The following is a 26,760-nucleotide window of genomic DNA, read 5'->3' on the forward strand; positions in this document are numbered from 1 at the left end:
GATCGAAGAGGGGCTGTGTTCAGACGCCGCGCTTGGCGCGGGCCCGCGCAAGCGCAGCCTCAATGACGGCGCGCTTGCGGTCGATCTGCGCCGCGTCGGTGAGCCGCGTTTCCTCTTCGAGGTGATCGAGCTTGTGCTGCGCCTTGGTTTCAAGGCGCGCATCGTGCTCATGCTGGTCGCGCGTGACACGGATCTCGTGCCAGCGGTATCGCTCGCGAGCGCGCTCGGCCTGCGGCGCGCTCCATGCAGCCCAACCGCTTCGCCCCGGCGTCACGTCCGCCAGCGAGATGCAGTCGACCGGGCAGACCGGGATGCAGAGTTCGCAACCGGTGCAGTCGTCGTCGATGACGACATGCATCTGCTTGTTGGTTCCGATGATCGCGTCGACAGGGCAGGCCTTGATGCACAAGGTGCAGCCGATGCACCAGCCTTCGTCGATGACGGCAAGCCGGCGAGGGCCCTCGATACCGTGGTCCGGATTGAGGGGCGACGGTTCGCGACCGGTCAGCGCGGCCAAGCGCGCGATGCCTTCGGTGCCGCCGGGGGGGCACTGGTTGATCGCCGCTTCGCCGCGCGCCATCGCATGGGCGTAGGAGTGGCAGTCGGGATAGCCGCAGCGCGTGCATTGCGTCTGCGGCAGGGCCAGATTCAGGCGTTCGACAAGGTCGTCGAACGCGGAGGAGGTCGGTTCAGCGGAGGCGGCAGCGGCGGGATTCACTCGGTCGGCTTGCGCGGCCGGCGGGCCGCAGCCGGACGGGCGGCAGCACGCTTGGTCGCGGCGGGCTGGTGCAACGGGGCCGCATCGTACTTCGCAATGAAGTCGCGGATCACCGGATAGACCTTCTCGCGCCAGCGGCGGCCCGAGAAGATGCCGTAGTGGCCTGCACCCACCGCGTCGTAATGAACCTGGTTCTTGGCGTCGATGCCGCTGCACAGCTCGTGCGCCGCCTTGGTCTGGCCGGCGCCGGAGATGTCGTCCAGTTCGCCTTCGACCGTCAGCAGCGCGGTCTCGGTGATGTCCTGCGGGCGCACCAGATCGCCGCCCACTTCCCAGGTCCCGTTCACCAGTGCGAAGTCCTGGAACACCGTCTTGATCGTGTCCAGGTAGTACTCGGCCGGCATGTCCAGCACGGCGTTGTACTCGTCGTAGAAGCGGCGGTGGGCGTCGACGTTGTCGTCGTCGCCGCGGACCAGGTCGAGGAAGTAGTCGTAGTGCGAGCTCAGGTGGCGGTCCGGATTCATCGCCACGAAGCCCGTGTGCTGCAGGAAGCCCGGGTAGACCTCGCGGCCGGCGCCCGGGAAGTTGGTCGGAACGCGGTAGATCACGTTGTTCTCGAACCAGCTGTAGCTCTTGTTCATCGCCAGGTTGTTGACGGCCGTCGGGCTGCGGCGGGCGTCGATCGGACCGCCCATCATCGTCATCGAACGCGGGGTGGTCTCGCCCTTGGAGGCCATCAGCGAGATCGCCGCGAGCACCGGCACCGTCGGCTGGCAGACCGAGATCACATGGCAGTCCTCGCCGACGTGGCGGATGAAGTCCTGGACGTAGTAGATGTAGTCGTCGAGGTGGAAGGCGCCAGCCTCGAGCGGCACCATGCGGGCGTCGGTCCAGTCGGTGATGAAGACCTTGTGGTCCTTCAGCAACTGCTTGACGGTGTCGCGCAGCAGCGTGCTGTGGTGGCCTGACAGCGGTGCGACGACCAGCACGGTCGGTTGCGCCTTCATCTTCGCCAGCACGGCCTGGTCGTCGGTGTAGCGCTTGAAGCGGAGCAGGCGGCAGAACGGCTGCTCCAGCGCCACCAGTTCCTGCACGGCGACGTCGACGCCGTCGACCTCGACGCTGTTGATCTCGAACTCCGGCTTCTCGTATTCCTTGGCCAGCCGGTGCATCAGGTCGAGGCCCGCGGACATCCGGTGCGACAACGGCGAGTGGGCGAAAGGCGACAGCGGGTGGCTGTACAGCTTGGCCGTGGCGCTGGCGAATTCGGAGAACGGGCTCAGCAGCGCGCGTTGGGTTTCATAAAGCTGGTAGAGCATCTGGCGGACCTCTCGAGGGGGGAGTGAGGCGAAGGCTGGCACCCGTTGTGCATTGCAGCAATTCTAGTGCCCGGCTTCTTGCAGTGTGTGTCGCCGGTGCGCCGAGCAAGGCGGGAGGAGGGACTTCGAACCGACGCATTTCGCCATAAATGCGCAGGGCCGGCCCGCTTGCGGCGGGTCCGGCCCTGTGTTCGGAGGCTGATCGTGCGATCAGCGCATCGAAGTGTGGTGTCGGAGAGGAGCCCGGCGGTCAGGCCTTCTTCACGGCGGCGATCGCGGCGGCGACCGGCTTCAGGTTCTTGCTGTTCAGCGCGGCGACGCAGATGCGACCGGAATCGACGCCATAAACGCCGAACTCGGAACGCAGGCGCTGCATCTGCTCGGCGCTCAGGCCGCTGTAGCTGAACATGCCCTTCTGACGGGTGACGTAGCTCAGGTCGTCGGTGATGCCGGCGGCCTTGAGTTCCGTGACGAGCGCTTCGCGCATCTGCTTGATGCGCACGCGCATGCCGGCCAGTTCCTCTTCCCACTGGGCCCGCAGCGTCGGGGTCGACAGCACGGTCGCCACGACCTGGGCGCCGTGCGTCGGCGGGTTGGAGTAGTTCGTCCGGATGACGATCTTCAGCTGGCTCAGGACCTTGACCGTCTCCTCGGCCGAGGCGCAGACCACGCTGAGCGCGCCGACGCGCTCGCCGTACAGCGAGAAGCTCTTGGAGAAGCTGGTCGACACGAAGAAGTCCAGGCCGGCCGCCAGGAATTGCTGGATCACGGCGCCGTCCTCGGCGATACCTTCGCCGAAGCCCTGGTAGGCCATGTCCAGGAAGGCGACCAGGTTCTTCGCCTTGACCGCCTCGACGACCTGGCTCCACTGCGCGGGCGTCAGGTCGTAACCGGTCGGGTTGTGGCAGCAGGCGTGCAGGACGACGACCGTGCCGGCCGGCGCGGCGTTGAGCGCCGACAGCATGCCGTCGAAGTTGATGCCGCGGTTGGCGGCGTCATAGTAGGGGTAGGTGTCGACCGGGAAGCCGGCGTTGGTGAACAGCGCGCGGTGGTTTTCCCAGGACGGGTCGGAGATCAGGACCTTCGCGTCCGGGTTCAGGCGCTTGAGGAAATCGGCGCCGATCTTCAGGCCGCCGGTGCCGCCGATCGCCTGGACCGTCGCCACACGCTTGCTCTTGAGCACCTCGCTGTCGGCGCCGAAGACCAGGCCCTGCACCGCCAGGTCATAGGCGGCGATGCCGTCGATGGGCAGATAGCCGCGCGGCTTGGGCGCGGCCTGCATCTGCGCCTCCGCCGCGGCCACGCAGGCCAGCAGCGGCAGCTTGCCGTTGTCGTCGTAGTAGACGCCGACGCCCAGGTTGACCTTGTCGGGATTCGGGTCGGCGTTGAATTGCTCGTTCAGACCCAGGATGGGGTCGCGAGGGGCCATGGCGACGGCGGCGAACAAGGACATGGAGGCTTTCCTGACAAACGGTGGAGAGGACTGCGCTACGCTGTCGCGTCCTGACGCCCGAGGCGCCTCCTGAGCGCCCAGCGAAGCCCGCCGATTGTAGGCAGGGAACATGCGTTGCCCCTGGGAAACCCTGATGAGTCGATCCACCGCCGCCAAGCCTCCAACTCCCGTCGCCAAGGGGGAGAGCCCCGTCCCGCCAGAGGTGGAGACCCCCGGCGCGGGCGAGCCGCCGAAGGGCGAATTCGTCTCTTTCGAAGGCTCTCCCTTCCAGCTGTTCCAGCCGTACCCGCCCGCGGGCGACCAGCCGACGGCGATCCAGCAACTCGTGGACGGTGTCAACGACGGCGAAAGCTTCCAGACGCTGCTGGGCGTGACCGGCTCGGGCAAGACCTTCACGATGGCCAACACGATCGCGCGGCTCGGACGCCCGGCCATCGTCTTCGCGCCCAACAAGACGCTGGCGGCGCAGCTGTACAGCGAGTTCCGCGAGTTCTTCCCGAAGAACGCGGTCGAGTACTTCGTCAGCTACTACGACTACTACCAGCCCGAGGCCTACGTTCCGCAGCGCGACCTGTTCATCGAGAAGGACAGCGCGATCAACGAGCAGATCGAGCAGTTGCGGCTGTCCTGCACGAAGAGCCTGCTGGAGCGGCGCGACGTAGTGATCGTGGCGTCGGTGTCGGCGATCTACGGCATCGGCAACCCGAGCGATTACCACCAGATGGTGATGACGCTGCGGGTCGGCGACAAGGTCGGTCAGCGCGACGTGATCCAGCAGCTGGCGCGCATGCAGTACACGCGCAACGAGATGGAATTCACCCGCGGCCACTTCCGCGTGCGCGGCGACACGATCGACGTGTTCCCGGCCGAGCACTCGGAGCTGGCGCTGCGGATCGAGCTCTTCGACGACGAGGTCGAGGGGCTGGTGCTCTTCGATCCGCTGACCGGCCAGATCCGGCAGAAGATCCCGCGCTTCACGGTCTATCCCTCGAGCCATTACGTGACCCCGCGCGACCGGGTGGTGGCCGCGATCGAGACGATCAAGGAAGAGTTGCGCGAGCGCGTCGCCTTCTTCATCAAGGAAGGCAAGCTCGTCGAGGCCCAGCGGCTGGAGCAGCGCACGCGCTTCGACCTGGAGATGCTCCAGGAGGTCGGTCACTGCAAGGGCATCGAGAACTACACGCGCCATCTCTCGCAGGCCGCGCCGGGCGATCCGCCGCCGACGCTGGTGGACTACCTGCCGCCCGACGCGCTGATGTTCCTCGACGAGAGCCACGTGCTGATCGGCCAGTTCGGCGGCATGTACAACGGTGACCGGGCGCGCAAGAGCACGCTGGTCGAGTACGGTTTCAGATTGCCGTCGGCGATGGACAACCGGCCGCTGAAGTTCGAGGAGTACGAGCGCAAGATGCGCCAGGCCATCTTCGTCAGCGCGACGCCGGGTGACTACGAGAAGCGTCAGGCCGGCAACGTCGTCGAGCAGTTGGTGCGGCCCACCGGTCTGGTGGATCCGATCGTCGAGGTGAGACCGGCCGTGCATCAGGTCGACGATGTCCTGCAGGAGATCCGCGATCGGGTCGAGATCAAGGAACGTGTGCTGATCACGACGCTGACCAAGCGCATGGCCGAGCAGCTGACCGAGTACCTCAGCGACAACGGCGTGAAGGTGCGCTACCTGCACTCGGACATCGATACCGTCGAGCGGGTGGAGATCCTGCGTGACCTGCGGCTGGGGACCTTCGACGTGCTGGTGGGCATCAACCTGTTGCGCGAAGGCCTGGACATCCCCGAGGTGTCGCTGGTGGCGATCCTGGACGCGGACAAGGAAGGTTTCCTGCGCGCGGAACGCAGCCTGATCCAGACCATCGGGCGGGCCGCGCGGAACGTGAACGGCAAGGCGATCCTGTATGCGGACCGCATGACCGAGTCGATGAAGAAGGCGATCGGGGAGACCGAGCGCCGGCGCGCCAAACAGATCGAGTTCAACGAGGCCAACGGCATCACGCCGCGCGGCGTGGTCAAGCGCATCCGTGACCTGATCGAGGGCGTCTACAGCGACAAGCCGGGCCGCGACGATGCCAAGGTGATCCATGACGCTGCTGAAGTCGAGGCCCTGAGTGAAAAGGACCTGAGCAAGCGCATCACGCAGCTGGAGAAGCAGATGCTGGAGCATGCGCGCAACCTGGAGTTCGAGAAGGCCGCGCGGCTGCGCGACCAGCTCTCTCAACTCAAGGAGCAGGCGTTCGGCGCGGCGGTGCACGACAACGTCGTGCCGATCACGGCCGGCAAGGGGAAGTAGGCCGCTTCTGGTCGAGGCTCCCCGACTTCGCGTCGCCTAGCGCGGGCACTCCACGGGGCAGGGGGCGCCCCTCCAGGGACCCCCAGCCCCATTCCGGCCCCAGTGGGAACGGGGGACTTCGGGCTGCGTTGCGCGGACTGCGTCAGTTCTCGATGACGCGGAAGAAATGCGTTCCGTCGCGGTCGAGCTGCGCGATCAGCCCGAACTCCCAGTCGAGGTAGGCCTGCATCGCGTCGCGCGGGTGATTCGTGCCCTCGTAAGGGCGCCGATAACGGTCGTCGCGCGGGAAAGCTAGGCGCGGATTGGCAGATTCGATCGGCAGGCCGGCGTCATACCAGGCCGTCGTGCCGCCTTCGAGTACCAGCAGCTCGCGCCCCTCCGAAGCCAGTTCGGCCGCGAGGTCCGCGGCGACGAAGCGCGGCAGCACACCCAGGTTGCCCGTGAGCACGACGCGACGTGCCGGCGGGATCACCGTCCGAAGCGCATCAGCGAGCCGCGCCCTTGGGCTCCACCACGCGCCGGGGATGTGACGGACGATGTAGGTGATGCTGGGCGCCACGTCGACGACGACCGTATCCGGCTGCTCCCGATCCGCCTCCTCGGCGCGCCAGCGGGCGAGCTCGGCGGGCGTCACGGTCGCGACCGTCGGCGAGAGCGGCTGCGGCGGTAGGTCGGGGCCGGTCTCGGTGTGGGCGGTGGCGTCGGGCGGCAGCACGGCGACCTCCCACCCCATCTGCGCCAGCCAGGCCGCGGCCATCGGCGCGCGGACGCCGTCGTCGTCGGCCAGCACGATGCGCGCGCCGCGCACCGGCACATGGTGGTCCGTCTCCTGGACGAGCTGCCCGCCGGGCGCGTTGCGGAAACCGGGGCGGTGGCCGCGGCCGTACTCGGCGGCGCTACGGACGTCGAATCGATAGGTCGACCGTCGTGCATCGGCCAGCCATTCCGCGAGAACGGAGGCGTCGATGCGTTGCACGTGAGCCCGGCGGGCGAGGGCGGCCGCCCCTTCTCTCGCGGCGGACAGATCGCCGACCGGCACGTCCTCGTGCGAGCGTCCCTGGCCCTGCGCGAGCGTGAGGCCGGCGAGCGTCCATCCGATGGTCCCGTTGCGGAGCGCGGCGACAGGATTCGGCACGCCGGCGTCGATCAGCGACTGCGCGCCGATCAGGCTGCGAGTGCGGCCGGCGCAGTGCACGACGATCGTCGTCGACGGATCGGGCGTGAGGTCGCGCGCGCGCCGCACCAGTTCGCCGCCAGGCGTGCTGATCGAGCCCGGCAGGCTCATCGTGCGGTACTCGTCGAAGCGGCGGGCATCCAGCAGCACGATGTTGTCTCGACGCGCGAGCCGTTCCTGGACTTCCTCCGCCGGCAGTGATGGCGTGTGCCGGCGCGCTTCGACGAGCTCGCCGAAGGCCTTGCTCGGAACGTTGACGTCGCGGAAGAGCTCCAGGCCGTCGTCGCGCCAGGCGGACAGGCCACCCGCGAGCAGGGCGACATCCGTGTAGCCCAGCGACTGCAGCTTGCGCGCCGATGGCGCGGCGACGCCTTCGCCGTCGTCGTAGACGACGATGGGCACGTCGCGGCGGGGCAGGCGACCCCAGGCGTCGAGCTCCAGCCGCGAGGCCGCGAGATTGGCGGCCCACAGCGGATGGGCTTCGGCGTAGGCGGCCTCTTCGCGGACGTCGAGCAGGGCGATCTCCACGCGCGCGAGCAGCGCGGCGCGGACATCGGCGGGCGTGCGGGTGGGCAGCGGCGCGGGGTGCTTCGGTGCCGGCGGACGGGGCAGCCCTTGGGCGATCCCCGTGTCGGAGTTCAGGACGGACATGGTGGTGCTCCTTGCGATCGGACCGGGACGGTGCGGGTCGGGTGACGGGGCGGTGTTCAAGCCGGGCGCCAAACGGGCGATTCCTGGATCGCGATGCGGCGCGGCAGGATCTGCGCACCGCTGAAGGCGTCGGCGATGCGCTGTTGCTCGGACAGGGACTCCGGGTCGACCGGGCGGACCGCATAGCTGCGGCGCTCGTTCGCGGCGGCGACGATGGAAGCGTCCAGTCCGAGCACCGGCGCATGCCATTCGGCGGCAGCGGCGGGGTTCTTCTTCACCCACTCGCCGGCGCGCTGGAGCTCGTCGTAGACGCGCTGGAGAACCTCGGGATTCTGTTGCGCGAACGAGGTGGCCGCCAGGTAGAAGCGCCGGTAGGCGGTGATGCGGGTGCCGTCGACCAGGATGCGTGCGCCCGACTGGCGCTGCACGGCGGCCAGGAACGGATCCCAGACGACCCAGGCGGCGATGGCGCCGTTCTCGAAGGCCGAGCGGCCGTCGGCGGGGTTGAGGTAGGCGGGCTCGATGTCGCGGATCGACAGGCCGGCCTGGCTCAGCGCTTCCAGCAGCAGGTAATGCGCGCCGGCGCCCTTGGCGAAGCCGATCTTCCTGCCCTTCAACTGGGCGACGCTGGTGATCGGCGAATCCTTGCGGACCACGATGGCCTGCGCGGTGGGCGAGGGCGTCTCGATCGCGTAATAGGTGAGCTTGGCCCCGGCGGCGAGCGCGAACGGCGGGACGGCGTCGGCCACGTCCGCGCTGAGGTCGAGCGCGCCGATATTGAGCGCTTCCAGCAGCGGCAGGCCGGAGGTGAATTCATGCCAGCTGACGGCGACCTGCTGCGGCGCGAGCGCCTTCTCGAGGATGCCGCGAGACTTGAGGAACAGCGTCAGCGTGCTGGACTTCTGGTAGCCGATGCGCAGGGTCCTGGCCTCGGCCGCGCGGACCGGGAATGCGGGGAGGGCCGCCGCCCCCGCGAGGGCGGCGGCTTGAGCCAGCCATTGGCGGCGGGAGGTCTGGAGGCGCAGGGAAACCATGGCAGCGTGCCCGAGATCGAGCGTGAAACAGGGGAACGCCGCAGGCTACGGATCCAGGCCGGGGATCGGAAGGAAGCAAAGCGAGGATCGATAAACGCGCTCTGCTCAAGCGCGTCCGGGACCTCAGCCCGCCCGGGGATCGTCACGCTGAGGCGTAGTCCCGGAAGCCGGGGAGGGGGCGGCTTCCTCGGTCAGTGCCCATTCCAGTAGCGCGGCCGTCTTCTCGTCGCCGAGGTCGATCAGCTGAAGGCGAGCGGCGCGGACGGTTTCGATTTGCATGAGGTTCATGGCGGGGCTCCTGGGTGGGTGTGGTGGGTCGATGAGCAAATTCTGGTCCCATGTGGCGGTCCTGCCGATCGCGGATCTGCCGAATGGCAATCGGCAGCGCTGGCGCCACAATGCCGCCCCATGCCTGCCGAGCTCTCCATCCTTTTCGTCTGCACGGGAAACATTTGCCGCTCGCCGACGGCCGAAGGCGTGCTCCGTCACCAATTGGTGGAGAGGGGGCTGGCGGACCGCGTCCACGTCGACTCTGCCGGCGTGCAGGGCTGGCATGCCGGCGAAGCCCCGGATGAACGCTCCCAAGACCACGCCCGGAAAAGGGGTTATGAGCTCTGCGATCAACGGGCGCGCGCGCTTCGCACCGATGATTTCGAGCGCTTCGACCTGCTGGTCGCGATGGATGGCGGCCATCTGCGCGAGCTCCGACGCCGCTGCCCTGCTGCGCTGCAGCACAAGATTTCCCTGCTGCCCGGGGAGATCGAGGTACCAGATCCGTATTACGGCGGTGCCGACGGCTTCGAGCAGGTGCTCGATCTGCTGGAGTCAGGCTGTGGTCGTCTGGCGCAAATCGCAGCCAGTCGACTGGCCTGAAAAGGCCCCCTCGACCCCTGTCCGGGGTAACCCGAGCAAGCTTCTTCTTAATTGAGTAAAATGGTCGGACTTAGCGGGGGTTAACCCTGCTCCGTGAGTCGACCCGGCGTCAGCCGAGCCGCCGCCTCCATGTCCTGTAGCCCGACAAGGGCGCCAAGGAGAAGTTCGATGCGTCTCACCACCAAAGGTCGTTTTGCCGTCACCGCGATGATCGATCTGGCCCTGCGCGAAAACGGCGGGCCCGTCGCGCTGGCGGCGATCAGCCAGCGCCAGCAGATCTCGTTGTCCTATCTCGAACAGCTGTTCGGCAAGCTCCGCCGTCACCAGCTGGTCGAATCCACCCGCGGTCCTGGCGGCGGTTATTCGCTGGGCCGACGCTCCGATGAGATCACCGTCGCCGACATCATCGTCGCCGTCGACGAACCCATCGACGCGACCGGCTGCGGTGGCAAGGAAAACTGCATGGGCGACGACACCGGCCGCTGCATCACGCACGACCTGTGGACGGCGCTGAACAACAAGATGATCGAGTACCTCGACTCGGTCACGCTGCGCAAGCTCGTCGACGACCAGCTCGCCAAGGGCGTCACCGTCGAGGAAGCGCCGATCAAGCGCGCGATCTCGAGCACCCCCGTCGTCAAGCCCATCCGCATCACCGCGCCGAATTCCGTGTTCGCGCTCGGCAATGCGATGAGCAAGTGATCCCGGCCCTCCGGTCCACCCCGGTCTGCGTCACCCCGATTCAGTAGTCGATAAGAAAAAACGTTCCCATGGACATGACCCCGCACTTCCCCATCTACATGGACTACGGCGCCACCACGCCGGTGGACCCGCGCGTCGTCGACGCGATGATTCCGTGGCTGCGCGAGCACTTCGGCAATCCGGCGTCGCGCAGTCACGCGTGGGGCTGGGAGGCGGAAGAAGCCGTGGAGAAGGCGCGCGTCGAAGTCGCGAAGCTGATCGGCGCGGACCCGCGCGAGATCGTCTGGACCTCCGGCGCGACCGAGTCCAACAACCTCGCCATCAAGGGCGCGGCGAACTTCTACCAGTCGCGCGGCAAGCACCTGATCACGATCAAGACCGAGCACAAGGCCGTGCTCGACACGACGCGTGAGCTGGAGCGCCAGGGCTTCGAGGTCACCTACCTCGACGTCAAGGAAGACGGCCTGATCGACCTGGACGTGCTGAAGGCGGCCATCCGCCCCGACACGATCCTGATCTCGGTGATGTTCGTGAACAACGAGATCGGCGTGATCCAGGACATCCCGACCATCGGCGCGCTGTGCCGCGAGAAGGGCATCGTCTTCCATGTCGACGCCGCGCAGGCCACCGGCAAGGTCGAGATCGACCTGACCACGCTGCCCGTCGACCTGATGAGCCTGGCTTCGCACAAGTCCTACGGCCCCAAGGGCATCGGCGCGCTGTACGTGCGTCGCAAGCCGCGCGTGCGCCTGGAAGCGCAGATGCACGGCGGCGGTCATGAGCGCGGCCTGCGTTCGGGCACGCTGCCGACGCACCAGATCGTCGGCATGGGCGAAGCCTTCCGCATCGCCCGCGAGGAAATGGCCACCGAGCTGCCCCGCATCAAGGCGCTGCAGCAGCGCCTGCTGGACGGCCTGAAGGACATCGAGCAGGTGTTCATCAACGGCGACCTGACCCGCCGCGTGCCCCACAACGTCAACGCCTCCTTCAACTACGTCGAGGGCGAGTCGCTGATCATGGGCATCAAGGGCATCGCCGTGTCGTCGGGCTCGGCCTGCACGTCGGCGAGCCTGGAGCCCAGCTACGTGCTGCGCGCGCTGGGCCGCAGCGACGAACTGGCGCACTCCTCGCTGCGCATGACGATCGGCCGTTTCACGACCGAAGAGGAAATCGATTACGCCGTCTCGCTGCTGAAGGACCGGGTCGCCAAGCTGCGCGAACTGTCCCCGCTGTGGGACATGTTCAAGGAAGGCGTCGATATCAGCAGCATTCAATGGGCCGCGCATTGAGCGCCCCTCATTGATAGCGGCGGATTGATCGCCATCTGATCATTACGAACAAGGTTGTTGGAGAACACGACATGGCATACAGCGACAAGGTCATCGACCACTACGAAAATCCCCGCAACGTGGGCGGCTTCGACAAGGGCGACGAGTCCGTCGGCACCGGCATGGTCGGCGCGCCGGCCTGCGGCGACGTGATGAAGCTCCAGATCAAGGTCAATCCCGCGACCGGCCTGATCGAGGACGCCAAGTTCAAGACCTACGGCTGCGGCTCGGCGATCGCGTCGAGCTCGCTGGTCACCGAGTGGGTCAAGGGCAAGACGCTGGACCAGGCGCTGTCCATCAAGAACAACCAGATCGCGGAAGAACTTGCCCTGCCGCCGGTGAAGATCCACTGCTCGATCCTGGCCGAGGACGCCATCAAGGCCGCCGTGGACGACTACCGCGCCAAGCACGGTCAGAACGCCGAGGCGGGCGCCACCGCCACCGCCTGAGGTCAGCGATGTCCGTCACCCTGACCGAAGCCGCCGCCCGGCACGTCACGCGCTACATCGCCAAGCGCGGCCGTGGCGTGGGCGTGCGCCTGGGCGTGAAGACCACCGGTTGCTCGGGCCTGGCCTACAAGCTGGAGTACGCGGACGAGGTGACCCCCGAGGACGTGATCTTCGAGGGCCATGGCGTGAAGGTGCTGATCGACCCGAAGAGCCTGCCGTACCTGGACGGCACCGAGCTGGACTTCGTCCGCGAGGGCCTGAACGAGGGCTTCAAGTTCCGCAACCCTCGCGAAAAGGATCGCTGCGGCTGCGGCGAGTCTTTCCGCGTCTGAGTTCGCAAGCGAAGAGAGGCGCGGCCACGGTGCCGCGCTTTTTTGTTCCTGCGATTGATCCGGCTTCGCGCCGAGCGTGAGTTCATGAAACTCGACGACGACGACTTCATCCTGTTCGGCTTGCCGCAGCGCTTCGCGCAGGACGGCGCCGAGATCGCCGAGCGCTGGAAGGCGCTCGCGGGCAAGGTGCATCCGGACCGCTTCGCCGCCGACGGCGCGGCATCGCAGCGTCTGGCGATGCAGTGGGCGCTGCGCGTCAACGAGGCGCACCAGCGCCTGCGCGATCCGCTCAAGCGCGCTTCCTACCTCTGCGAGCTGCGCGGCGCGCCGATCCAGGCCAACGAGAACACCCGCATGCCCGCGGCCTTCCTGATGGAGCAGATGGAGTGGCGCGAATCGCTCGACGAGGCGAAGACGCCCGACGCGATCCTGGCCATCGACAAGCAGGTCGCCGATCGCGAACGGGCGCTGCTGGCGCAGGCCGGCCGCCAGCTCGATGACGAGGACAACGCCGCCGGCGCCGCCGAATCGGTGCGCGCGCTGATGTTCCTGACGCGTTTCCGCTCGGACATCGACCATCGGCTGGATGCGCTCGAGCCTTCCTGACCCCGGCATCCGATTCGACATTCGATTCGACCTCCGAAGAACAAGACAACACACCATGGCCCTGCTGCAAATCTCCGAACCCGGCGCGTCGCCCGATCCCCATCAGCGCCGCATCGCGGTGGGCATCGACCTCGGCACGACGCATTCGCTGGTGGCGGCGATGCGCCACGGCGTCGCCGAGTGCCTGCCGGACGAGCAGGGCCGCGTGATCCTGCCGTCGGCCGTGCGCGTGATGCCGGAGGGCCGCCGCCAGTTCGGTTACGAGGCGCTCGCGGCACAGGCCGAGGATCCGGAGAACACCATCGTCTCGGTGAAGCGCTTCATGGGGCGCCGGCTCGACGACATCGCCAACCGCGACAAGCTTCCCTACCGCTTCGAGGACACGCCCGGCATGCTGAGCGTCGCCACGCGCGAGGGCCTGAAGTCGCCGGTCGAGATCAGCGCCGAGATCCTTGCCACGCTGCGCCAGCGCGCCGAGGACACGTTCAACGACGACCTGTTCGGTGCCGTCATCACGGTGCCCGCGTACTTCGACGACGCGCAGCGCCAGGCGACCAAGGATGCGGCGCAGTTGGCGGGCCTGAACGTGCTCCGCCTGATCAACGAGCCCACCGCCGCCGCGATCGCCTACGGGCTCGACAACGGCAGCGAAGGGCTCTACGCCGTCTACGACCTGGGTGGCGGCACCTTTGACATCTCGCTGCTGCGCCTGACGAAGGGCGTCTTCGAAGTGGTGGCCACCGGCGGCGACGCGCAACTCGGCGGCGACGACTTCGATCGCCTGCTGGCCGACTGGGCGCTGGCGCAGGCGGGCTTGAGCGTCAGCAGCGCGGCGGACAAGCGCCGCGTGCTGGTCGCCGCGCGTGAGGCCAAGGAAGCGTTGACCGATCACGAGCGCGTGACGCTGAGCGCCGCGCTGGACGCCGGCGCGCTGAGCGTCGAGGTCTCGCGCGGTCAGTTCGACGAGCTGGCCCAGCCGCTGGTCAACAAGACGCTGCTGGCCGTGCGACGCGTGCTGCGCGACGCCAAGGTCACCGCGGACGAGGTCCAGGGCACGGTGATGGTCGGCGGCTCGACGCGCATGCCGATCGTGCGTCGCGTCGTCGGCGAGCTGTTCGGTCGCGAGGTCCTGACCAATCTGAATCCGGACGAGGTCGTTGCGCTCGGCGCCTCCGTGCAGGCCAACCAGTTGGCCGGCAACAGCGCCGACGGCGAGATCCTGCTGCTGGACGTGATTCCGCTGTCGCTGGGTCTGGAGACGATGGGCGGCCTGGTCGAACGCATCATCGAGCGCAATGCCACGATCCCCGTGGCGAAGGCGCAGGACTTCACCACCTTCAAGGACGGCCAGACCGCGCTGGCGGTGCACGTGCTGCAGGGCGAGCGCGAACTGGTGAGCGAGTGCCGCTCGCTGGCGCGCTTCGAGCTGCGCGGCATTCCGCCGATGGTCGCCGGCGCCGCCCGCATCCGCGTGACCTTCCAGGTCGACGCCGACGGCCTGCTGAGCGTCTCCGCGCGCGAGCTGGGCTCGGGCGTCGAGGCGGCGGTGCAGGTCAAGCCGAGCTACGGCCTGTCCGACGACCAGATCGCGACGATGCTGCGCGAGGGCTTCGCCAGTGCCGAGGGCGACATGGTCGCCCGCAAGCTGCGCGAAGCGCGCGTCGATGCCGAGCGGATGATCCTTGCAACCCAGTCCGCGCTGCGCGCCGACGGCGACCTGCTCAGCGATGCCGAACGCGCCGAGATCGCTGCGCTGCAGGCGGACCTGCTCGCGAAGGCGCAGGCCGACGACGCGGTCGCGGACGCCGACGCGATCACCGCCGCGGTCGAGACGCTGGCCAAGGGCACCGAGGCCTTCGCCGCCGCGCGCATGAACCGCGGCATCCAGCAGGCCCTCACCGGCCTCAGCATCGATCAGGTCTGATCGCAAGCCGACGCCCAGCCGGACAAGCTCAGCTCGCCAGCCTCAAGGACACCTCCCCATGCCCGTCATCAAGATCCTTCCCCATCCCGAATACGCGCCCGAGGGCAAGTCGATCGAGGCCCCCTCGGGCACGACGATCTGCGAAGCGATGCTCGACAACCACATCGACATCGAACACGCCTGCGACCAGGTCTGCGCCTGCACGACCTGCCACGTGATCGTGCGCGAGGGCTTCGCGTCGCTGTCCGAGATGGAGGAGAACGAGGAGGACATGCTGGACCGCGCCTGGGGCCTGGAGCCCAACTCGCGCCTGTCCTGCCAGGCCATCCTGTCCAACAAGGACGTGACGGTCGAGATCCCGAAGTACTCGATCAACCACGCCAAGGAAAATCATTGAGCGGTGTGATCGCCGTGGCCGCATGGCTGCGGTTCGCAGCGACTTTCCAGGCCTCCTGAACGTCTGACCCCATGCGCGTCCTCGGCATCGAATCCTCCTGCGACGAAACCGGCGTGGCGCTGGTCGACGCGTCCGGCGACGGCGTGCCGGCGCTGCTCGCCCATGCGCTGCACAGCCAGATCACGATGCACCAGGCCTACGGCGGCGTCGTGCCCGAGCTGGCCTCGCGCGACCATATCCGCCGTGTGCTGCCGTTGACGCGCGAAGTGCTGGCGAGCGCCGGCCTGTCGCTGACGGATGTCGACGTCGTCGCCTACACGCAAGGTCCCGGCCTGGCTGGCGCGCTGCTGGTCGGCGCGGGCGTTGCCGCCTCGCTGGGCGCCGCGCTTGATCGGCCGGTGATGGGCATCCATCACCTCGAGGGGCACCTGCTGTCGCCGTTCCTCTCGGCGGACCCGCCGGAGTTCCCGTTCGTCGCGCTGCTGGTGTCCGGGGGGCACACGCAACTGATGCGCGTCGACGACGTCGGCAGCTACGAGCTGCTCGGCGAGACCATCGACGACGCTGCCGGCGAAGCCTTCGACAAGTCGGCCAAGCTGCTCGGGCTGCCGTATCCCGGCGGTCCCCATCTGTCGAAGCTGGCGGAGCAGGGGAACCCGGAAGCCTTCGCGCTGCCGCGCCCGCTCATGCACAGCGGCAAGCCGGACTTCAGCTTCGCCGGCTTGAAGACGGCGGTGCTGACGCAGGTCCGCAAACTCGAGGCGCAGCCCGGCGGCATCACCGAGTCGCAGCGGGCCGATCTCGCGGCCTCGACGCAGGCTGCGATCGTGGAGGTGCTGGTCAAGAAGGCGTTGCTGGCCCTGAAGGAGACCGGCCTGAAGCGCCTGGTCGTGGCAGGCGGCGTCGGCGCGAACAGGCGCTTGCGCGAGCAGCTGGATGCGGCCTGCGAGAAGCGCCGCGTGCGCGTCCACTATCCCGAGCTGCACCTGTGCACGGACAACGGCGCCATGATCGCCCTCGCGGCCGGACTTCGTCTGCAGCGCGACATGGCGAACCTGACGCGCGATGGCGGCTTCGAGGTCAAGCCGCGCTGGGATCTGTCGCAGCTCGCCAGCCCGGCGCAGCTGTGATGCGCTGGACGAGCAGGGCGGCGGTCGCGCTGACCGCTGCGATGTCTGCCGCTTTCGCGCTTGCCGCAGGTGTCGTGCTCGCTTAAGTCGCTCCGGTGGCCGCTGTCGCGACGGTTCCGGCCGTTCCGGTTGCTCCTGCCGCTCCGATCCGGCTCGCCTTGATCGAGGGGCTCTCCGGACCGCTCGGCAACGGCGGCGAGGCCGTCTTCCGCAATCTCATCTGGGCCACCGAGCGCGTCAACGCGCGCGGCGGCGTGAAGCTGCCGGGCGGCGCGCGCCGTCTGGAGATCGTCCGCTTCGACAGCAAGGGTTCCGTCGAGGAGTCGCTGTCGATGCTGCGCGCAGCGACGGACCAGGGCATCCCGGTGGTCCTCCAGGGCAACAGTTCGGCTGTTGCGAGCGCGCTGATCGGCGCGCTCGACAAGCACAACACCCGTGAGCCCGACCGCCGCGCGTTGTTCCTCAACTATGCGGCCGTCGACCCGGCGCTGACCGGTGCGCAGTGCAGCTTCTGGCACTTCCGTTTTGACGCCCATACCGACATGCGGCTGGCCGCGCTGGTCGAGGTGATCGCCCAGGATCGGAATCTCAAGCGGCTCTACCTGATCGGACAGGACTACAGCTTCGGCCAGCACCTGCGCGAGCAGGCGAGGGCGCTGCTGGCGCAGCGTCGTCCGGACCTGCAGATCGTCGGCGATGAACTCCACCCGCTCGGCCGCGTGAAGGACTTTCTTCCGTACGCGACCAAGATCCGCGCCAGTGGCGCCCAGGCCGTGCTCACCGGCAACTGGGGCAACGACCTGACGCTGCTGATCAAGGCGGCCAAGGACATCGGCCTCGATGCGCGCTTCTACACGTTCTACGGCAACGCGCTGGGTGTGCCCGGCGTGCTGGGCGAGGCGGGCGTCGACCGCGTGCTGGCGGTGGCGGAGTGGCATCCGAACGTCGGCACCGTGGACTCGGAGCGCTTCTATGCGACCTTCCGCCAGCGCTTCCCGAAGCCGGAGCACGACTACCTCCATGCGCGCATGCAGCTGATGGTCGAGATGCTGGTCGCCGCGATGGAGAAGGCTGGCGGCACCGATCCGAAGGCGGTCGCGCTGGCGCTGGAAGGTTTGAGGCTCGATGGTCGGCCGCTCGGCGTGGCCCACCAGGGCTGGATGCGGCCGTCGGATCACCAGCTGCAGCAGCCGCTCCATGTCAGCATCATGCGTCGCGCCGGCGAGGCCGGCACGCCCCACGACAACGAGGGCTCCGGCTACGGTTTCCGCACGCTGCGCTTCCTCGATGCGGCGCAGGCGGAGCAGCCTTCCAGCTGCCGGATGAGGCGTTACTACTAGGGTGTAGTGTTTGCGGCTATACTCCGCGGCTGTCTGCCAGGTTCGTCCTGGCGGCGGCAATCAGCACGACACGGGTCGGTTTCACCTGTGATCGCAAGTCCACCTCGGAAACCGTCTGCGCACTTGACGCCTTCACTGGCCATGCCGGCGGACCTTCCGAATCATTCCGGAACAAGGAACGCATCATGTCCAGCTTCGACCAAAACAAGGCCGAGATCGTCAAGGCCAACGCGCGCAGCGCCAACGACACCGGCTCGCCGGAAGTCCAAGTCGCCCTGCTGACCGCGCGCATCAACGAGCTGACCCCCCACTTCAAGCTGCACGCCAAGGACCACCATGGCCGCCGCGGCCTGCTGAAGATGGTCAACGCGCGCAAGAGCCTGCTGTCCTACCTGAAGAAGAAGGACGCCGACCGCTACACCGCCCTGATCCAGAAGCTGGGTCTGCGCAAGTAATCGGCGCATGAAAGCAAAGAGCCTGATTGGTCTGACTCCAACAGGCTCTTTGTCGTTTCTGCGTGCCGTCGGCCGGAGTGTTCCGGCAGGCGGCCCGACCGGTCCACGGACCGGTCGGACAACGGAGTTGAACTGACGTGGCGCCGATGTGTCATTCCAAAGCGTTTGCCGGTGGCAGCCGGACAGGCAGCCGCTCTGGAATGGCATCCCGCCAAACCCAGTTTCACTCCCGGTCTCTGTGCCGCACCGCAAGCGGCGCATCCCTGAACTGAGGAGAACTCGAATGAGCATGTTCAACAAGGTCGTGAAGACCTTCCAATGGGGCCAACATCAAGTCGTGATGGAGACCGGCGAAATCGCCCGTCAGTCCTCCGGCGCCGTGCTGGTGAACATCGAGGACACCGTGGTGCTGGCGACCGTCGTCGCCAAGTCCTCCCCGAAGGCCGGCCAGGACTTCTTCCCGCTGACCGTCGACTACATCGAGAAGACCTACGCCGCCGGCAAGATCCCCGGCAGCTTCTTCAAGCGTGAAGGCCGCCCGAGCGAGCTCGAGACCCTGACCTCGCGCCTGATCGACCGCCCGATCCGCCCGCTGTTCCCGGAAGGCTTCTTCAACGAAGTCCAGGTCGTGATCCACACGGTGTCGCTGAACCCTGAAGTCCAGGCCGACATCGCCGCCCTGATCGCCACCAGCGCCGCGCTGGCCATCTCCGGCATCCCGTTCAACGGCCCGATCGGCGCCGCCCGCGTGGGCTACGTCAACGGCGAGTACGTGCTGAACCCGGGCAAGACCCAGCTGATCGACTCCAAGCTGGACCTGGTCGTCGCCGGCACCGAAGCCGCCGTGCTGATGGTCGAGTCCGAAGCCGACCAGCTGAGCGAAGACATCATGCTGGGCGCCGTGACCTTCGGTCACGACCAGGGCAAGGTCGCCATCGCCGCGATCAACGAACTGGTCCGCGACGCCGGCAAGCCGTCGTGGAACTGGGTCGCCCCGGCCAAGGACGAAGCCTTCATCGCCAAGGTCACCGCCCTGGCCGAGGAAGACCTGCGCGCCGCCTACCAGATCCGTTCGAAGCAGGCCCGTACCGAGGCCTGCCGCAGCGCCTACTCGAAGGTCAAGGCCGCCCTGACCGCCGAAGGCACCGCCTTCGACGGCGTCGAAGTCGACGGCCTGCTGTTCGAGATCGAAGCCCGCATCGTCCGCGGCCAGATCCTGGCCGGCGAACCGCGCATCGACGGCCGCGACACCCGCACCGTCCGCGCCATCGAGATCCGCAACGGCGTGCTGCCGCGCGCCCACGGTTCGTCGTTGTTCACCCGCGGCGAAACGCAGGCGCTGGTCGCCGCGACGCTGGGCACCGACCGCGACGCGCAGACCATCGACGCGCTGGCCGGCGAGTACTCCGAGCGCTTCATGCTGCACTACAACATGCCCCCGTTCGCCACCGGCGAAACCGGTCGCGTGGGCAGCCCCAAGCGCCGCGAAATCGGCCACGGCCGTCTGGCCAAGCGCGCGCTCGTCGCCGTGCTGCCGACCAAGGAAGACTTCCCGTACTCGATCCGCGTGGTCTCGGAAATCACCGAGTCCAACGGCTCCTCGTCGATGGCTTCGGTCTGCGGCGGCTGCCTGTCGCTGCTGGACGCCGGCGTGCCGCTGAAGGCGCACGTCGCCGGCATCGCGATGGGTCTGATCAAGGACGCCAACCGCTTCGCCGTGCTGACCGACATCCTGGGCGATGAAGATCACCTGGGCGACATGGACTTCAAGGTGGCCGGCACGACCTCGGGCATCACCGCGCTGCAGATGGACATCAAGATCCAGGGCATCACCAAGGAAATCATGCAGGTCGCCCTGGCGCAAGCCAAGGAAGCCCGCCTGCACATCCTGGAAGCCATGGTCGGCGCGCAAGGCACGGCCAACGCCGAGATCTCGCAGTTCGCGCCCCGCCTGTACACGATGAAGATCAATCCGGAGAAGATCCGTGACGTGATCGGCAAGGGCGGCGCGACCATCCGCGCGCTGACCGAAGAGACCGGCACGCAGATCGACATCGGCGAGGACGGCACGATCACGATCGCGTCGACCGACGGCGCCAAGGCCGAGATCGCCAAGAAGCGCATCGCCGAGATCACCGCGGAAGCCGAGATCGGCAAGGTCTACGAAGGTGCGGTCACCAAGATCCTGGACTTCGGCGCGCTGGTCAACATCCTGCCCGGCAAGGACGGCCTGCTGCACATCAGCCAGATCGCGCATCAGCGCGTCGAGAAGGTCACCGACTTCCTGAGCGAAGGTCAGATCGTCAAGGTCAAGGTGCTCGAGACCGACGAGAAGGGCCGCATCAAGCTGTCGATGAAGGCGCTGCTGGACCGCGATGCGGCCCCGGCTGCTCCGTTCCACGGCGAAGGCTCGGCCGAGTAATCGGCGAAGCGGCCCGGCAGCTCACGTCATGAAGGCCATCGCCATCACCCAACCCGGCGGACCGGAGGTCCTGCAGCTGATCGAGCGCGCCGACCCCGCCGCCGGGGCTGGCGAGTGCCTGATCCGCGTGCAGGCCTACGGCATCAACCGTCCGGACGTCCTGCAGCGCAAGGGTGCCTATCCGGCGCCGGCCGGTGCCAGCGATCTTCCAGGCCTGGAAGTCGCGGGCACGGTCGAGTCGGGGGATGCCCAGGCGCTGGCCGCCGCCGGCCTCCAGGTCGGCGACGCGGTCTGCGCGCTGGTGGCGGGTGGTGGTTATGCCGAGCGCTGCGTGGCGCCGGTGGCCCAGTGCCTGCCGGTGCCGAAGGGCTGGAGCATGGTTGAGGCTGCGAGCCTGCCGGAGACCTTCTTCACCGTCTGGAGCAATGTCTTCGAGCGCGCCCGCCTGCAGCCTGGCGAAAGCCTGCTGATCCACGGCGGCAGCAGCGGCATCGGCGTGACGGCGATCCAGCTGGCGAAGGCGCTGGGCTCGACGGTGCTGGTCACCGTCGGCAACGCGGACAAGGCGAAGGCCTGTCTGGCGCTCGGCGCCGACGTCGCGATCAACTATCGCGACCAGGACTTCGTCGAGGAAGTGAAGACGGCGACGAACGGTCGTGGCGTCGACGTGATCCTGGACATGGTGGCCGGCAGCTATGTCGCGCGCAATGTGCAGTGCCTGGCCGACGACGGCCGCGCCGTGATCATCGCGGTGCAGGGCGGCGTGAAGGCGGAGTTCGATGCGGGTCAGGTCTTGCGCCGCCGTCTGACGATCACCGGCTCCACGTTGCGTCCGCGTCCGATCGCCTTCAAGGCCGGCATCGCTCGCGCGCTGCGCGAGCGCGTGTGGCCGCTGCTCGAGTCGCGGGCGATTTCGCCGGTGATCTTCAAGCAGCTGCCCGCGACGGAAGCCGCCGCGGCGCATGCGCTGATGGAATCGGGCGAGCACGTCGGCAAGATCGTGCTGAGCTGGTGAGCGGTCCGCTCATCCGCAGGATTTTTCGGATTCAAGGGAGTTGATCTGATGCGCAAGAAACTGGTGGTCGGCAACTGGAAGATGCACGGCACCCGTGCGTCCAACGCCGTGCTGCTGGCGGGCCTGAAGGAAGCGGGTCCGTGGAACGCCCAGGTCGCCGTGTGCGTGCCGTTCCCGTACATCACGGACACGGCGCTGGCGCTGACCGGCACGCAGGTCGCCTACGGCTCGCAGGACGTGTCCACGCACGAGCAGGGCGCCTACACCGGCGAGGTGTCGTCGGCCATGCTGGCGGATCTGGGCTGCCGCTACGCGATCGTCGGCCACTCGGAGCGCCGCGCGTACCATGCCGAGAGCGACCAGCTGGTGGCCGACAAGGCCAAGGCCGCCCTGGCGCACGGCGTCACGCCCATCGTCTGCGTCGGCGAAACGCTGGCCGAGCGCGAGGCGGGTCGCACCGAGGAAGTCGTCAAGCGCCAGCTCGCGGCGGTCATCCACACGCTGACGCACTGCATCGGCGAGATCGTGGTGGCTTACGAGCCGGTGTGGGCGATCGGCACCGGCCTGACGGCCACGCCGGAGCAGGCCCAGCAGGTTCATGCGCTGCTGCGCCAGCAGCTGCGCGCGGCCACGCAGAAGGCCGATCAGATGCAGATCCTGTATGGCGGCAGCGTCAAGCCCGACAACGCCCCCCAACTGTTTGCGCAGCCGGACATCGACGGCGGCCTCATCGGAGGCGCCGCGCTGAAGGCGGCCGATTTCGCGGCGATCTGCCGCGCTGCCGGCTGATGCCCGGCGTTCAAGGTTCCTGGAGAAAATAGCAATGCAAGTGATGATGAATCTGGTGCTGGTGCTGCAACTGGTTGCGGCGCTGGCAATGATCGGGCTGGTGCTGGTGCAGCATGGCAAGGGCGCCGACATGGGCGCGTCGTTCGGCAGCGGCGCCTCGGGTTCGCTGTTCGGCGCCACCGGCAGCGCGAACTTCCTGTCGCGCTCGACGGCCGTCGCGGCGACCATCTTCTTCGTGTCGACGCTGGCGCTGGCCTACATGGGCAGCCATCGCGACGGCGGCATCGGTTCGGGTCCGTCGGCGGGCGAGCAGCTGCTCGAACGCGCCGCCGTGCCGTCCGCGCCGGCCTCGGCCGCGGTGCTGCCTGGCGCGTCGATCGCTCCGCAAGCGGCGCCGTCGGCTGCCGCATCCGGCGCCTCGAACTGACAGAGGTGGGCGGCAAGCGCAAGCACCTCGACAAAATTGCTTTGGTTTCCTTTTGGGGCTCAGAAAGCACTATAGAATTCGAGGCTGTCTGAAACGCGAGCCGTCAAGACAAGGTCACTGAAAGGTGACGACAAGCCGACGTGGTGAAATTGGTAGACACGCTATCTTGAGGGGGTAGTGGCGAAAGCTGTGCGAGTTCGAGTCTCGCCGTCGGCACCAGAATAAATCGGCCTGCCATGGTCTTCGCGATCTAGCCGGAAAGCCGGATCGAAGGTGATCAAGCAGGTCGTAGGACTCAGGAAATCCCAGCGCACATCCCGTGTGCGAATTTCCGGAGGACAAGGCGGGCGCGGTCCGTGAGCGATTGGATAATCGCTGGCGGCGCGCCCGTTGCTTTTGCCGAATCGTTGGTCGGCCCTGGCCCGCCAATCTTCGGTGACACGTCGGGAATTGGTTTTCCCGGCCATAAAACGAGAGCAAGTCGTGAGCCTGGAACAATACCTGCCCGTCATCCTTTTCATCCTGGTCGGTTGCGGAGTGGGTATCGCCCCGCAATTACTGGGCTTCCTGGCGGGTCCGCGTCGCCCTGACGCGGCAAAGAACAGCCCCTACGAATGCGGCTTCGAGGCCTTCGAGGACGCGCGCATGAAGTTCGACGTGCGCTACTACCTCGTCGCCATCCTCTTCATCCTCTTCGATCTGGAAATCGCCTTCCTGTTCCCGTGGGCCGTCTCGCTGCGCGAGATCGGACCGGCAGGCTTCTGGGCGATGATGCTCTTCCTCGGCATCCTGGTGGTGGGCTTCGCCTACGAATGGAAGAAGGGCGCGCTCGACTGGGAGTGACGACCCGATGGGCGGATCCGCGATGACGCGCCGGATCCGTGAATGCTTCAGGACACGGCGCCCGTTTCGGGCGCGTGTCCGTTAGGGAAGGGCGACGCGTCAACGCGGCGTTAATGCAACGTCCGCAGTCACGAAGTTCCTTCTCCGCTGATCTCGAAAGATGGGAATTCGATATGGGTAACGAAGGCGTAATGAAGGAAGGCTTCATGACCACCCAGCTGGACAAGCTGGTGAACTGGTCCAAGACCGGTTCGTTGTGGCCGATGACCTTCGGTCTTGCCTGCTGCGCGGTCGAGATGATGCACGCGGGCGCCGCCCGCTACGACATCGACCGCTTCGGCATGCTGTTCCGTCCCAGCCCGCGGCAGTCCGACCTGATGATCGTGGCCGGCACGCTGTGCAACAAGATGGCGCCGGCGCTGCGCAAGGTCTACGACCAGATGGCCGAGCCGCGCTGGGTGCTCTCGATGGGCAGCTGCGCCAACGGCGGCGGCTACTACCACTACAGCTATTCGGTCGTGCGCGGCTGCGACCGGATCGTCCCGGTCGACGTCTATGTCCCGGGCTGTCCGCCGACCGCCGAGGCGCTGCTCTACGGCATCCTGCAGCTGCAGGCCAAGATCCGCCGCGAGAACACCATCGCTCGCTGAGCAGAAGCAGGCAGACCTCATGACCATCAAACTCGACACCCTGCAGGCGGCCCTGCACAGCGTGCTGGGCGACCAGATCGTCGCGTTCAAGCGCGAGCTGGGTGAAATCACGATCACCGTCGCGGCCAAGGACTACTTCAACGTCGCCAAGCTGCTGCGCGACCACTCCGAGCTGCGCTTCGAGCAGCTGATCGACCTGTGCGGCGTGGACTACTCCGCCTACAAGGACGGCGCCTACGAAGGCGCGCGTTTCGCGGTCGTCACCCACCTGCTGTCGATCAACAAGAACTGGCGCCTGCGCCTGAAGGTCTTCGCGCCGGAGGACGACTTCCCGTCCGTCGCCGCCGTGACCCCGATCTGGAACGCCGCCAACTGGTTCGAGCGCGAAGCGTTCGACCTGTACGGGATCATCTTCGAAGGCCACGAGGACCTGCGCCGCATCCTGACCGACTACGGTTTCATCGGTCACCCGATGCGCAAGGACTTCCCGGTGACGGGCCATGTCGAGATGCGCTACGACCCCGAGCAGAAGCGCGTGATCTACCAGCCGGTGACCATCGAGCCGCGCGAGATCACGCCGCGCGTGATCCGCGAAGACAACTACGGGGGCCTGTGAGCATGCCAGCCGAAATCAAGAACTACACCCTGAACTTCGGCCCGCAGCATCCGGCCGCGCACGGCGTGCTGCGCCTGGTGCTGGAGCTGGACGGGGAAGTCATCCAGCGCGCCGACCCGCACATCGGCCTGCTGCACCGCGCCACCGAGAAGCTGGCCGAGACCAAGACCTTCATCCAGTCGCTGCCCTACATGGACCGCCTCGACTACGTGTCGATGATGTCCAACGAGCACGCGTACTGCCTGGCCATCGAGAAGATGCTCGGCCTGGAAGTGCCGGAGCGCGCGCAGTACATCCGCGTGATGTTCGGCGAGCTGACCCGCATCCTGAACCACCTGCTCTGGCTGGGCGCGCACGGCATCGACTGCGGCGCGATGAACATCCTCATCTACTGCTTCCGCGAGCGTGAGGACATCTTCGACATGTACGAGGCGGTCTCGGGCGCGCGCATGCACGCGGCCTACTTCCGTCCGGGCGGCGTGTACCGCGACCTGCCGGACTCGATGCCGCAGTACAAGGTCAGCAAGATCAAGAACCAGAAGGCGATCGACAAGCTCAACGAGAACCGCCAGGGCTCGCTGCTCGATTTCATCGAGGACTTCTGCGCCCGCTTCCCGGCCAACGTCGACGACTACGAGACGCTGCTGACCGACAACCGCATCTGGAAGCAGCGCACCGTGGGCATCGGCGTCGTGACGCCCGAGCGCGCGCTGAACCTGGGCCTGACCGGCCCGATGCTGCGCGGCTCCGGCATCGCGTGGGACACGCGCAAGACGCAGCCCTACGACGTCTACGGCAAGATGGACTTCGACATCCCCATCGGCACCAACGGCGACACCTACGACCGCTACTGCGTGCGCGTCGAAGAGATGCGCCAGTCCAACCGCATCGTCCAGCAGTGCGTGAAGTGGCTCAAGGCCAACCCGGGTCCGGTCATCACCGACAACCACAAGGTGGCGCCGCCCAGCCGCGTGGCGATGAAGACCAGCATGGAAGAGCTGATCCACCACTTCAAGCTGTTCACCGAAGGCTTCCGCGTCCCCGAGGGCGAGGCCTACGCCTCGGTCGAGCACCCGAAGGGCGAGTTCGGCATCTACCTGATCAGCGACGGCGCCAACAAGCCGTACCGGCTGAAGATCCGCGCGCCGGGCTATTCGCACCTGGCCGCGCTGGACGAGATGGCCCGCGGACACATGATTGCCGACGCGGTGGCCGTGATCGGCACGATGGACATCGTGTTCGGTGAAATTGACCGTTGAGTGGTGATCGCATGAGCAGCACTGAAATTGTGAGCACTGGGTTCGTGTTGAGCGAGGCCACCGCGGCCCGCTTCGCGCGCGAAGTCGCCAAGTACCCGGCCGAGCAGGCGCAATCGGCCGTGATGGCCTGCCTGTCCATCGTCCAGCAGGAGCAGGGCTTCGTGTCCCGCGAGGCCGAGGACGCGATCGCGCAGTACCTGGGCATGCCGGCGATCGCCGTCTACGAGGTCACGACCTTCTACAACATGTACAACCAGCGCAAGCTGGGCCTGTTCAAGCTGAACGTCTGCACCAACCTGCCGTGCCAGCTGCGCGACGGCCAGAAGGCGCTGGACCACCTGTGCCAGAAGCTGGGCGTCGAGGCCGGCGGCACGACCGCCGACGGCGTCTTCACCGTGCAGCAGAGCGAGTGCCTGGGCGCCTGCGCCGACTCGCCGGTGATGCTGGTGAACGATCGCCAGATGCTCAGCTTCATGAGCGCCGAACGTCTCGATGAGCTGGTGGATGCGCTCAGAGCGCACCATGGCCGGCAATCTGTGGCCAACAAGAACTGAG

At 67.2% G+C, this 26,760-nt stretch carries 27 protein-coding genes and 1 tRNA gene; 22 read left to right on the forward strand and 6 right to left on the reverse strand.

The annotated features are described in order from the left end of the window. Positions 1–19: 19 nt before the first annotated feature. From rsxB to ACQ4L4_RS05135, 3 genes are all read right to left on the reverse strand, one after another. On the reverse strand, positions 20–652 hold the full coding sequence (gene rsxB, locus ACQ4L4_RS05125; RefSeq protein WP_431104877.1) for an electron transport complex subunit RsxB: 633 nt from the start codon (positions 650–652) through the stop codon (positions 20–22). A gap of 62 nt (positions 653–714) precedes the next feature. After that, positions 715–2,037, reverse strand: coding sequence for a polyhydroxyalkanoate depolymerase (locus tag ACQ4L4_RS05130; RefSeq protein WP_431103154.1), 1,323 nt, complete (start codon positions 2,035–2,037; stop codon positions 715–717). A 250-nt stretch (positions 2,038–2,287) separates the two neighbouring features. Then, positions 2,288–3,490 (reverse strand): amino acid aminotransferase, encoded by a 1,203-nt coding sequence (locus ACQ4L4_RS05135; RefSeq protein WP_431103155.1) that lies wholly within the window; start codon positions 3,488–3,490, stop codon positions 2,288–2,290. Between the two features lie 133 nt (positions 3,491–3,623). Here ACQ4L4_RS05135 and uvrB point away from each other — a divergent pair, with 133 nt between their 5' ends. Continuing rightward, positions 3,624–5,789, forward strand: a complete 2,166-nt coding sequence (uvrB, locus tag ACQ4L4_RS05140; RefSeq protein ID WP_431103156.1) for an excinuclease ABC subunit UvrB — start codon at positions 3,624–3,626, stop codon at positions 5,787–5,789. A gap of 142 nt (positions 5,790–5,931) precedes the next feature. Here uvrB and ACQ4L4_RS05145 read toward each other — a convergent pair whose 3' ends face one another. From ACQ4L4_RS05145 to ACQ4L4_RS05155, 3 genes are all read right to left on the reverse strand, one after another. Continuing rightward, positions 5,932–7,614 (reverse strand): rhodanese-like domain-containing protein, encoded by a 1,683-nt coding sequence (locus ACQ4L4_RS05145; RefSeq protein ID WP_431103158.1) that lies wholly within the window; start codon positions 7,612–7,614, stop codon positions 5,932–5,934. A gap of 56 nt (positions 7,615–7,670) precedes the next feature. Then, positions 7,671–8,648, reverse strand: a complete 978-nt coding sequence (locus ACQ4L4_RS05150; RefSeq protein WP_431103159.1) for an aliphatic sulfonate ABC transporter substrate-binding protein — start codon at positions 8,646–8,648, stop codon at positions 7,671–7,673. Between the two features lie 123 nt (positions 8,649–8,771). Then, positions 8,772–8,936, reverse strand: coding sequence for a hypothetical protein (locus tag ACQ4L4_RS05155; RefSeq protein ID WP_431103160.1), 165 nt, complete (start codon positions 8,934–8,936; stop codon positions 8,772–8,774). A 120-nt stretch (positions 8,937–9,056) separates the two neighbouring features. Between ACQ4L4_RS05155 and ACQ4L4_RS05160 the strand changes: the two genes are divergently transcribed. The 21 genes from ACQ4L4_RS05160 to nuoE all read left to right on the forward strand — a co-directional run bounded on the left by ACQ4L4_RS05160 (position 9,057) and on the right by nuoE (position 26,759). Further along, a complete protein-coding gene (locus tag ACQ4L4_RS05160; protein ID WP_431103161.1) occupies positions 9,057–9,521 on the forward strand; it encodes a low molecular weight protein-tyrosine-phosphatase in 465 nt (154 codons plus the stop codon). Positions 9,522–9,689: 168 nt separating this feature from the next. Beyond that, complete coding sequence (locus ACQ4L4_RS05165; protein ID WP_067273486.1) at positions 9,690–10,223, forward strand: Fe-S cluster assembly transcription factor; 534 nt, start codon at positions 9,690–9,692, stop codon at positions 10,221–10,223. 68 nt (positions 10,224–10,291) lie between these two features. Continuing rightward, the gene (locus tag ACQ4L4_RS05170) at positions 10,292–11,512 is read left to right on the forward strand and encodes an IscS subfamily cysteine desulfurase (RefSeq protein WP_431103162.1); all 1,221 of its coding nucleotides are present in this window, start codon (positions 10,292–10,294) and stop codon (positions 11,510–11,512) included. A 71-nt stretch (positions 11,513–11,583) separates the two neighbouring features. Continuing rightward, a complete protein-coding gene (gene iscU / locus ACQ4L4_RS05175; protein ID WP_431103163.1) occupies positions 11,584–12,000 on the forward strand; it encodes a Fe-S cluster assembly scaffold IscU in 417 nt (138 codons plus the stop codon). Positions 12,001–12,008: 8 nt separating this feature from the next. Then, positions 12,009–12,332: an iron-sulfur cluster assembly protein IscA gene (iscA, locus tag ACQ4L4_RS05180; RefSeq protein WP_377155468.1), complete on the forward strand. Its 324-nt coding sequence runs from the start codon at positions 12,009–12,011 to the stop codon at positions 12,330–12,332. An 84-nt stretch (positions 12,333–12,416) separates the two neighbouring features. Then, complete coding sequence (gene hscB, locus ACQ4L4_RS05185) at positions 12,417–12,938, forward strand: Fe-S protein assembly co-chaperone HscB (RefSeq protein WP_431103164.1); 522 nt, start codon at positions 12,417–12,419, stop codon at positions 12,936–12,938. A gap of 55 nt (positions 12,939–12,993) precedes the next feature. Next, entirely contained in the window at positions 12,994–14,862 is a 1,869-nt protein-coding gene (gene hscA / locus ACQ4L4_RS05190) for a Fe-S protein assembly chaperone HscA (RefSeq protein WP_431103165.1), read from the forward strand. Between the two features lie 58 nt (positions 14,863–14,920). Then, on the forward strand, positions 14,921–15,259 hold the full coding sequence (gene fdx / locus ACQ4L4_RS05195; RefSeq protein WP_067273474.1) for an ISC system 2Fe-2S type ferredoxin: 339 nt from the start codon (positions 14,921–14,923) through the stop codon (positions 15,257–15,259). Between the two features lie 71 nt (positions 15,260–15,330). After that, on the forward strand, positions 15,331–16,389 hold the full coding sequence (gene tsaD, locus ACQ4L4_RS05200) for a tRNA (adenosine(37)-N6)-threonylcarbamoyltransferase complex transferase subunit TsaD (RefSeq protein ID WP_431103166.1): 1,059 nt from the start codon (positions 15,331–15,333) through the stop codon (positions 16,387–16,389). A gap of 95 nt (positions 16,390–16,484) precedes the next feature. Next, positions 16,485–17,729: a branched-chain amino acid ABC transporter substrate-binding protein gene (locus ACQ4L4_RS05205; protein ID WP_431103167.1), complete on the forward strand. Its 1,245-nt coding sequence runs from the start codon at positions 16,485–16,487 to the stop codon at positions 17,727–17,729. A 185-nt stretch (positions 17,730–17,914) separates the two neighbouring features. Next, positions 17,915–18,184 (forward strand): 30S ribosomal protein S15, encoded by a 270-nt coding sequence (gene rpsO / locus ACQ4L4_RS05210; protein ID WP_067273461.1) that lies wholly within the window; start codon positions 17,915–17,917, stop codon positions 18,182–18,184. Between the two features lie 283 nt (positions 18,185–18,467). Next, positions 18,468–20,606: a polyribonucleotide nucleotidyltransferase gene (pnp, locus tag ACQ4L4_RS05215; RefSeq protein ID WP_431103168.1), complete on the forward strand. Its 2,139-nt coding sequence runs from the start codon at positions 18,468–18,470 to the stop codon at positions 20,604–20,606. A 28-nt stretch (positions 20,607–20,634) separates the two neighbouring features. Continuing rightward, the gene (locus ACQ4L4_RS05220; RefSeq protein ID WP_431103170.1) at positions 20,635–21,621 is read left to right on the forward strand and encodes an NAD(P)H-quinone oxidoreductase; all 987 of its coding nucleotides are present in this window, start codon (positions 20,635–20,637) and stop codon (positions 21,619–21,621) included. Positions 21,622–21,669: 48 nt separating this feature from the next. Continuing rightward, entirely contained in the window at positions 21,670–22,410 is a 741-nt protein-coding gene (tpiA, locus tag ACQ4L4_RS05225) for a triose-phosphate isomerase (protein ID WP_377155461.1), read from the forward strand. Positions 22,411–22,444: 34 nt separating this feature from the next. After that, on the forward strand, positions 22,445–22,837 hold the full coding sequence (gene secG / locus ACQ4L4_RS05230) for a preprotein translocase subunit SecG (protein WP_431103171.1): 393 nt from the start codon (positions 22,445–22,447) through the stop codon (positions 22,835–22,837). Between the two features lie 134 nt (positions 22,838–22,971). Further along, positions 22,972–23,056, forward strand: a tRNA-Leu gene (locus tag ACQ4L4_RS05235). A 264-nt stretch (positions 23,057–23,320) separates the two neighbouring features. Further along, entirely contained in the window at positions 23,321–23,680 is a 360-nt protein-coding gene (locus tag ACQ4L4_RS05240; RefSeq protein ID WP_431103172.1) for an NADH-quinone oxidoreductase subunit A, read from the forward strand. Between the two features lie 173 nt (positions 23,681–23,853). Next, positions 23,854–24,330, forward strand: a complete 477-nt coding sequence (locus tag ACQ4L4_RS05245; protein ID WP_067273441.1) for a NuoB/complex I 20 kDa subunit family protein — start codon at positions 23,854–23,856, stop codon at positions 24,328–24,330. 19 nt (positions 24,331–24,349) lie between these two features. Continuing rightward, complete coding sequence (locus ACQ4L4_RS05250; RefSeq protein WP_297526090.1) at positions 24,350–24,946, forward strand: NADH-quinone oxidoreductase subunit C; 597 nt, start codon at positions 24,350–24,352, stop codon at positions 24,944–24,946. A 2-nt stretch (positions 24,947–24,948) separates the two neighbouring features. After that, a complete protein-coding gene (locus ACQ4L4_RS05255) occupies positions 24,949–26,205 on the forward strand; it encodes an NADH-quinone oxidoreductase subunit D (protein WP_431103173.1) in 1,257 nt (418 codons plus the stop codon). A gap of 11 nt (positions 26,206–26,216) precedes the next feature. Further along, on the forward strand, positions 26,217–26,759 hold the full coding sequence (nuoE, locus tag ACQ4L4_RS05260) for an NADH-quinone oxidoreductase subunit NuoE (protein WP_431103175.1): 543 nt from the start codon (positions 26,217–26,219) through the stop codon (positions 26,757–26,759). Position 26,760: the final 1 nt, after the last annotated feature.

Origin of the sequence: Roseateles noduli (assembly GCF_050626985.1) — a bacterium.
Lineage (GTDB): Bacteria > Pseudomonadota > Gammaproteobacteria > Burkholderiales > Burkholderiaceae_C > Roseateles > Roseateles noduli_A.